6 protein-coding genes are annotated in these 7443 nt (G+C 46.9%); 4 read left to right on the forward strand and 2 right to left on the reverse strand.

Features of this window, described 5'->3' with window-relative positions:
* Window positions 1–716 precede the first annotated feature (716 nt).
* The 3 genes from V513_RS03650 (at window position 717) to V513_RS03660 (ending at window position 3712) form a co-directional block, all read left to right on the forward strand.
* Window positions 717–1793: a hypothetical protein gene (locus tag V513_RS03650; RefSeq protein WP_099771763.1), complete on the forward strand. Its 1077-nt coding sequence runs from the start codon at window positions 717–719 to the stop codon at window positions 1791–1793.
* Window positions 1794–1881: 88 nt separating this feature from the next.
* Window positions 1882–2874, forward strand: a complete 993-nt coding sequence (locus V513_RS03655) for a BMP family ABC transporter substrate-binding protein (RefSeq protein WP_099771764.1) — start codon at window positions 1882–1884, stop codon at window positions 2872–2874.
* Window positions 2867–3712, forward strand: coding sequence for a MurR/RpiR family transcriptional regulator (locus V513_RS03660; RefSeq protein WP_099771765.1), 846 nt, complete (start codon window positions 2867–2869; stop codon window positions 3710–3712). The genes V513_RS03655 and V513_RS03660 overlap by 8 nt, the downstream gene beginning before the upstream one ends.
* Window positions 3713–3733: 21 nt before the next feature.
* On the opposite strand, the gene V513_RS03665 is transcribed toward V513_RS03660, so the two are convergent.
* Together V513_RS03665 and V513_RS03670 are read right to left on the reverse strand one after the other, a co-directional pair.
* Window positions 3734–4303, reverse strand: a complete 570-nt coding sequence (locus tag V513_RS03665) for a TetR/AcrR family transcriptional regulator (protein ID WP_257211928.1) — start codon at window positions 4301–4303, stop codon at window positions 3734–3736.
* Window positions 4304–4319: 16 nt separating this feature from the next.
* Window positions 4320–5765, reverse strand: a complete 1446-nt coding sequence (locus V513_RS03670) for a radical SAM protein (RefSeq protein WP_099771767.1) — start codon at window positions 5763–5765, stop codon at window positions 4320–4322.
* Window positions 5766–6305: 540 nt separating this feature from the next.
* Between V513_RS03670 and rsgA the strand changes: the two genes are divergently transcribed.
* A complete protein-coding gene (gene rsgA, locus V513_RS03675; protein ID WP_099771768.1) occupies window positions 6306–7199 on the forward strand; it encodes a ribosome small subunit-dependent GTPase A in 894 nt (297 codons plus the stop codon).
* The last annotated feature ends 244 nt before the right edge of the window (window positions 7200–7443 follow it).

The raw sequence follows: 7443 nt of genomic DNA on the forward strand, positions 1-7443 counted from the left end.
GAAAAGCAGTTGAAGAACTGGAGAAGAGAATGGAAGTTGAACCTCATTAAAGAATCGAATCCAGAACTTAGAGACCTTTGGCAAGAAGTCAGCAAGGGCCAATGATACAATTCGAGCACTTTTCTAATAGAAGAATAGCTAGCCGGAGATGCTGAAACAAGTTCAGCATGACCGATTTAGGCGTTTTCGAAATGACGTTTGCTATCATTCCCGTCATGACTTTTTGGAAGTCCCTCTCATTGTCATCCCGAATTTAGTTCGGGATCCGGGTTTGATCTTATCAGCGCACAGCGGGTCTTCGTTCTTAAGCGTTCAGCGGCTCTAATGGACCCTGTCAGTTCCTATTTTCTCTCTCATCTTCTCGTGAGCAATGCGAACGTCTCCGATGTGCTCTTTCTCGGTTTTCACAGCGTTCAGTGGTTCTTAGGTACGAGATCCCGTGCAAGACCCCCAAACAGGATCCCTGAACAGAGACCCCAAACAGGAGCATTTTGGGGCAGGCTTCAGGGCAGGCTAATTGGGGCAGGCTCTACGCGATGACAAAGCAAATGGATTTTAGGGCAGGCAACAAGGAATGAAAAAGAGAGGGACTTTTTTACCCTCTTAGCAAAAAAAAGGAAGTGGGTGACTTCTTCGGGCAGTTCACGGTTAGCGGAGTCAGCTGGGCTCATGCGTAATGAAATGGCGTATAATTACGGTGTGGGAGATTGGTCAGTATGAGAAGGAATCACTTTTATTTCTTTTTCTTGATGTTATTTATCTTTATATCGATTTCAAGTCTGGCGGGGAACAACGATTTTACAGACTATGCTGATGCTACCGTAACTACTTACTTCGAAGATCTCGCGCGCGAGATTCTCGCCATGGATTCTTTCGACGATCTCTTTTCCCTTGACGGCTTTTTTGATGACGATCCCGCAGCCGAACTGACTCCTTCGCAACCGATTCCCCCAACTCCGGTGAGCACAGTATCACACCAGGATCCAGCCATGCCTTCAATTACACCTCAGGCCACGCAATTTGAAATGGAATCAACTGAAAGCACATTGACCTGGAAATATGAGCCTTACTCGGACAGCCTTCTGCCTGGAGGAATCGCATTTGAGTTTGAGGCTGGCGATCCGGTAATGGGAATCGCAGATGTGGTGAAGTTCTACAAAGAGGGTGTCGTTGTAGATACCCTGGCAGGAAAAACGATCATGTCGCCGGTTATAGTTAGTGACGTTCCCTTCCCAGGACAGAAGACCACGATCTTCAGGTTCCTCACAGACGATTACTCGACTCCTTTGGGTGCCTACTATATTACTGTAATCGATTCAGAGGTCTACTCCTTGACCGTGGCGCTGGACCCCACTCGCGCAGAGAATATCGTCGATCTCGACTGCGATGGGACAGTAGAACTGATAGTCGTTGACGATCATATGGTAAAGGCTCAGGAAGAGACCGAGCTTTCGGTATTCAAGAGATTCTTCACCTGGACCGAAGATGGCTGGCAGGTCGATTCTCCAGGTGATTATGTACATGTCTATTCTTCGATGGCTGAGGCTGATCTCGAAAAGATTGAAGCTTCCAGTCCGAAGACGCCTCACGTGTGGTCATATGCCTATCACTCATACATGGCGGGCGAGGACCTTGAAGAGATTCAATTTCGTGTGGCAAAACTTGTCGAGGACTTCTCCCTGAACTGGCTTATCAACTCGGCGGAAATGGTAAAACTTCTCGATCAAAACATCAAGCAGTACAATGGTTATGTCATGAAGAGGTCTACCCCTGATTCTTCACCTACAATGTAATCCAAATCAAGAATATAATTCGCGCTCTTGAAAATTTCCTTCGAAAGAACTATAATCGAAACGCATGAAGCTAGAGGAGCGTGAAGAGATGCGAAGAGCAATACTTCTTTTTTCCCTGCTATTGGCGGTTACATTTGCCGCTTCGAAGTTCAGCGTAGGGATTCTTATCACGGGAGAGATCGGAGGAAACGCCATTTACGAACTTGTACAAAAGGGTGCGCTTGAAATGGCCTCTGAGGAGATAGAGATCAAGATCGTCGAAGGCGGATACAACCAGTCCAAATGGGAGCAAATGCTCATCAGCCTTGCGGCATTGGGTAGGTACGATCTTCTCATGACCTTCACCGAAGGTATGCCGGCAAGCGTAAATAAAGTCGCCAAAATGTTCCCAAACCAGAAGTTCGCATTACTGGACGGGATTATCGAGAACCCTCTTCCAAACACTTATTCTGTGGCTTTCAGAGACGACGAAATGACCTTTCTTGCCGGAATCTTCGCAGGGCTGATAACTTCAAGCAGTTTGCCAGGAGCAAATGAAGAGAAAGTGGTGGGGTTGATCGCAGGGGACACTTACCCAGCGATGACCAATGTCATGAGACCCTCTTTCGAGAATGGCGTAAAGGCGGTTGATCCTTCGATTCGAGTGTTTTTCGGTGTTGTGGGTAGCTGGTCGGATCCCTCTAGAGGGAGTGAACTCGCTGCGAAGCAGTTCGATGCCGGAGCAGACGTTATCCTCTCCATTGCTGGTGGCAGTGGCATAGGAGTCATTGAAGAAGCCTCGGTCAGAGGCAAATATGTGATCACGGTCGACTCTAACATGATCGCTTTGAATCCCTCCGTTATTCTTGGGAGTTTCCTGAAGCACATAGACGTTTTGGTGAAGAATACTATCGCAGATGCCAAAGCCGGAACACTTCCCTTCGGTACTTCCAAGAGAGTTGGAATTGCAGAAGGAATGATCGATTATACTCACGATGATCCAAATTTCGTGAGTAATGTTCCGGAAAACATTCGTGCCGAGCTTGCCAAATGGTTCGAAAAAATAAAAGCGGAAGGACTGCCAAAGATCAATAATGAGTAGCCTTATACAGTCCTACAATGAAGCCTTAGCACTATTCACTCAGACGGAAGAGAAGATAGCCAGCTTCATCATGACAAATCCCGAAGAGGCGCTGGAGCTTTCCGTAAACGATCTTGCCTCAAGGTTGAATGTGTCTCCATCGATGGTCGTAAAGGCCGCGCAGAAGATGGGTTTCACCGGTTACTCGCAGCTGAAATTAGCTGTCGCCAGTCAGCTTAACGTGCTTGTGCAGCGGGAAAAGTCAACCATTCTGATCGATGACCTGAACGCCTACGAGGACCTCGTTTCCTCAACAATTCGTGAAGCCTATTCCCGTCTTAACGAAGACGACTTAAAGAAGGCGGCAGAGCTTCTGGTCGAGAGCGAAAATATAGACATCTACGCGTTCGGTTTCGATGCAGTAGCGGGACACGATCTCTACCTGAAGATGCTGCAAAGCGGCAAAAGAGTCAAGCTGATAGAGAACGGATACGAGCAGATGATATCTGCATACAATTTGAAAGATGATTCTGTCGTTGTTGCTATATCCAGCACTGGAACTTCGGTAGACTTGTTAGACGCGCTGAAGTTTTCCGAGAAGACGGGAGCTTCGGTAATCACGATAACACCTGCGGGATCAAGGCTGAGCAGCTACTCTAACGTGAATCTCGAAAGCTATTACTCAAAGCTGATCTTCCCGGAGGGTGGTCTCATAACTCGTATAGTGCAGCTGATGATCCTGGACGTGCTTTATCTGAAGTTTCTTCAGATTTCAGGGAAGAACTTCGAGGAAAAGTATTCCAAATTCAGAGAAGTTCTCGACTTCAAGCGAAGAGGCACAAAAAAAGAGAGGGACTGAGTCCCTCTCTCTTCTTTCTTATTACTCTCCGGAGTTGCTAACCAGGCCCCTCCAGATTATTTCTCTTATGCTTTCTAGCCCGTCAGGGTCTTCCGTTATACTGAAACCATTCAATATAAGGTCTGCTGCGCTATCTGGATCGACGTCCATCGAGATTTCCTGAGCAGCCTTTGCATCATTTATGGCCGACGACAACTTCTCTTTCAAGGCTTCGTATCTGTCTCTAACTCTCTTCCAGGACTCGTTGTCTTCCCTGCTAAGGTTCGCGCGTTCCTGATCCATGATTTTCTTGATCTCATTTTTGCTCGTTATGAAATCTATGTACGATCTCAGAATCCTCTTGAGCTTTGAGACATAAACGTTCTCGTCGCTTGTTTCGGAAAAGACATGATCTTCGAGCTCGTCAATAGAGTATTGCCAAACTTCGTAAAAAAGATCCTCTTTGCTCGGAAAGTAGTAGTAAATAAGTGCCTTTTTCACTCCAGCCATCTGCGCAATCTCAGACATGCTGACGCCGTCGTGACCTCTCTCCGCAAAGGCCTTCCGGGCGGCTCTTATAATCCTCTCTCTAGAAGATAACTTTGCTCGCACCGGATCCACCATCCCCTCAAGGTTTTTTGTCTATAGCAAGCTTTTCTTCGTTGTTAGCGTACTTTCTCATTCTAACATCAAAATCGTACACGCCCCTGTGTGCGGGATGGGTTTCGGCAAAACCTTCCTCGTAGTATAGCTTGTCTGCGTACTTCTTCCAGCCTTCGGCGAGTTCGTCAAGCTGACCGGCAAGCTCCGTAACAACGTTCTCGCTTCCATCATGCTGAGGAATGGCGTGGAACTTGTTGACCATTGCCCTTAGGACCTTCGGGTTGTCAATGATTGGACAGGGTCTGAAAAGATTGTTGCTGTAGGGCACCATTCTCTTGTACGCGGTAAAGAACGGTGACTTGATAACTTCGAGAAGACTCTTCTCCCTGATGCTATCAACGGCAAACTGCTGGAATACACATGGTTCTACGTAACCCTTTGCATTGACGTGAAGGTACTTCGCGCCGGCGGCCAGACAACCATTCGTAAGGAATCCATGATTCCAGAAGTCAGCAACGAATGCGAAATCACCACCGAGCCTCTCTTGCTCGGTCTTGTAGAATCTCTCGTATCTCTGCTCCGGAGTAGGAACAAGATCCATGGAGGGATTCATACCAACAGGCATGAACTGGAAGACCCAGGCGTAAGAAACACCCTCGTCCTTCAGGAACTGCCAGAACTCGTCCTTCATCATTACCTCGTGGTTCAGCCTGGTCGCAGTAACAGAGGTACCGTAAATTACTCCTGCCTCTCGCAGATTTGTCCAGGCCTGCCTGACCTTCTGGAAGACATTTCTTCCACGTCTCCAGTCGGTTTCGCCTTCAAAGCCTTCTACCGAGACGGCAAACGTCGCATTACCTAGTTCGGCGAGTTTCTGGGCGACTTCCTTCGTGATAAGAGTACCATTGGTGTAGACCTGGAAGTAAGAATCGTTGAACTCTTCAAAAATTTCGAGAAGATGCGGCCATACAAAAGGCTCTCCGCCGGTAATTATGAAGAAGTAAATGCCCAGCTCGTTTGACTGTCTGATAATTGAACTGACCTCTTCCTTCGAAAGCTGATACTTTCTTCCGTAGAGACCGGCATAGCAACCCACGCAGTTCAAATTGCAGGCGTAGGTCGGGCTTATAACAACCAGCTTGGGAATGACGACCTCATGCTCAAGCATCTTTTCCTGACGAATCTTCTCTCCGAGAGCAAATTCGTTAACAACCAAGTTCGTCATAGCCTTTTCTACTGCCTTAGGGCTAGATCTCTTGAAAACATTTTGCCAGGACACGATCATTGGATGCTCTTCCTTGGCCATCTGCGTCAGTTTCTTTAGACCGCTCTTTGTTGGTTCTTTCGTCAAAGCAGCAACAGTGCCAAATAATCTTGCAATATTCTCAGTAGAAGAATTCCTGACGACTGAACCAACATACTTCCCTGCTTGTCTTAGCATGGAAGTCTTCATACTTTCTACAATACCCATGAATAACACCCCCAATAGTTTTTTACTTACCGGTCGGTAAAATACTAGTCCTTCAATACTACATCTATATGTCATTTACAACAAGATTATGCAACATTATGGCAGAACATGCAGCTATTCTCCTCGACGAAAGGATGATGGATAGCAATTCTGCATTCTCTAAAAGAATTCATTTAGATTGAGATGTTCTCACGTTTTCCAATCCGGGAAAGACTTTTACTAAAGCAAGGCTTTCAATAACAAAAAACATCAAGACAATTCGAATCAGCCCCAGAAATACCGGCGTAAGGCATCATAATTAAACCTACTCAACAGGGCGTCATAATAAGCAAATCATGTTATATAATTGATGGTTCCATAAAGGAGGTGGTGTAAATGGCCTATATCTTTGATTGTTTCCTTGTCCCCATGGGTTTTTACACCGCGCTTCTTTTGGAAATTGATCGCTGAAGGGCGATTTCTTCCGATTATTCAACCACGGCGGTAAGAACCCGTGGTTTTTTCTTTCTCTCAACCAACTCGAATAATTGGAGGTCAATCATGAATGGTGAGGTAACTAATGTTCAAAAAGGCATGATAGAAGTAAGATCAGAGTCAGGCGAATTCTTCCGCTGTCTTCTCAAAGGAAAGCTTCTTCAAAAGGAAAGAACAGAGAAGAACGTTGTTGCCGTTGGCGACAGGGTGTTTTTTGAAAGGCTTCATAACGACCAGGGAATAATTACCGAGGTTCTTCCCCGTCAGAAATGTCTTATCAGGAAAGGGGCTGGCAAAAAAGGGAGACATCTCCATCAGGTTATCGCTGCAAACGTTGATCAGGTTCTTATTGTCGTGGCGATAAAGGATCCTCCTTACCACAAGAGCTTGATAGAAAGGTACATTACTGCAGCGAGAGGTTCGGATCTTGACGTGACCATTGTCTTTAACAAAGCCGACCTGGGCCTATCTGAAGAAACGAAGGCGGATATCCAGAAATATCGTGATCTCGGATACCAGGTTTTTCTCACGAGTACCGTCTCAGGCGCCGGCATGGAAGAGGTCAAGTCGGCTCTTCAGGGCAGGTCTTCGGTTCTGGCCGGAAGTTCCGGCGTCGGAAAATCCTCTCTAGTAAACGCGATTTGCAATTCAAACGTTAGAACGGGCGAAGTAAGCGATTCCACACACAAGGGAAAGCATACGACCACTTCCTCACAGGTGCATCTTCTCCCTGATGAAGGGAGAATCATAGATGTTCCCGGAATGAGAGAGTTTGCAATAACTGGAACCGAAGGTGTTGACGAAGCATTTGAGGATATAGTGGAACTTTCCGTAAAGTGCAGGTTCAGAAACTGCACCCACACCGTCGAACCGGGATGCGCGGTTCGGGAGGCTGTGGCCAACGGAATTCTCGACGAGAGAAGACTGCAAAACTACTTGAAAATGAAGACAGAAGTTTGAGGCTCGCGGTTCTCCGCGGGCTTTTTTTGTCATCCTGTCAGCCCCTGAGATGTCATCTCGTAGAGCCTGTCCTGAAAGCCTGCGCCAATTAGCCTGCCCTTAAATTTTCCTGTTCAGGGATCCTGCTTGGGGCCTCTTGTTTGGGGCCTTGTTCAGCAATTCTGTTTGGGGTCTTGTTCAGGGCCTATGTTCAGGGTCATCCCGAACTTGTTTCGGGATCCGGTGCGCCCGGCATGATACACAA

It is taken from the genome of Mesotoga sp. H07.pep.5.3 (assembly GCF_002752615.1).
GTDB classification, from domain to species: Bacteria; Thermotogota; Thermotogae; order Petrotogales; family Kosmotogaceae; genus Mesotoga; species Mesotoga prima.

Excerpts from the sequence above, each read along its gene's own strand:
- V513_RS03655 (WP_099771764.1), top strand. The coding sequence starts at position 1,882 with ATGCGAAGAGCAATACTTCTTTTTTCCCTGCTATTGGCGGTTACATTT.
- rsgA (WP_099771768.1), top strand. The coding sequence starts at position 6,306 with ATGAATGGTGAGGTAACTAATGTTCAAAAAGGCATGATAGAAGTAAGA.
- V513_RS03670 (WP_099771767.1), bottom strand. The coding sequence starts at position 5,765 with ATGGGTATTGTAGAAAGTATGAAGACTTCCATGCTAAGACAAGCAGGG.
- V513_RS03660 (WP_099771765.1), top strand. The coding sequence starts at position 2,867 with ATGAGTAGCCTTATACAGTCCTACAATGAAGCCTTAGCACTATTCACT.
- V513_RS03650 (WP_099771763.1), top strand. The coding sequence starts at position 717 with ATGAGAAGGAATCACTTTTATTTCTTTTTCTTGATGTTATTTATCTTT.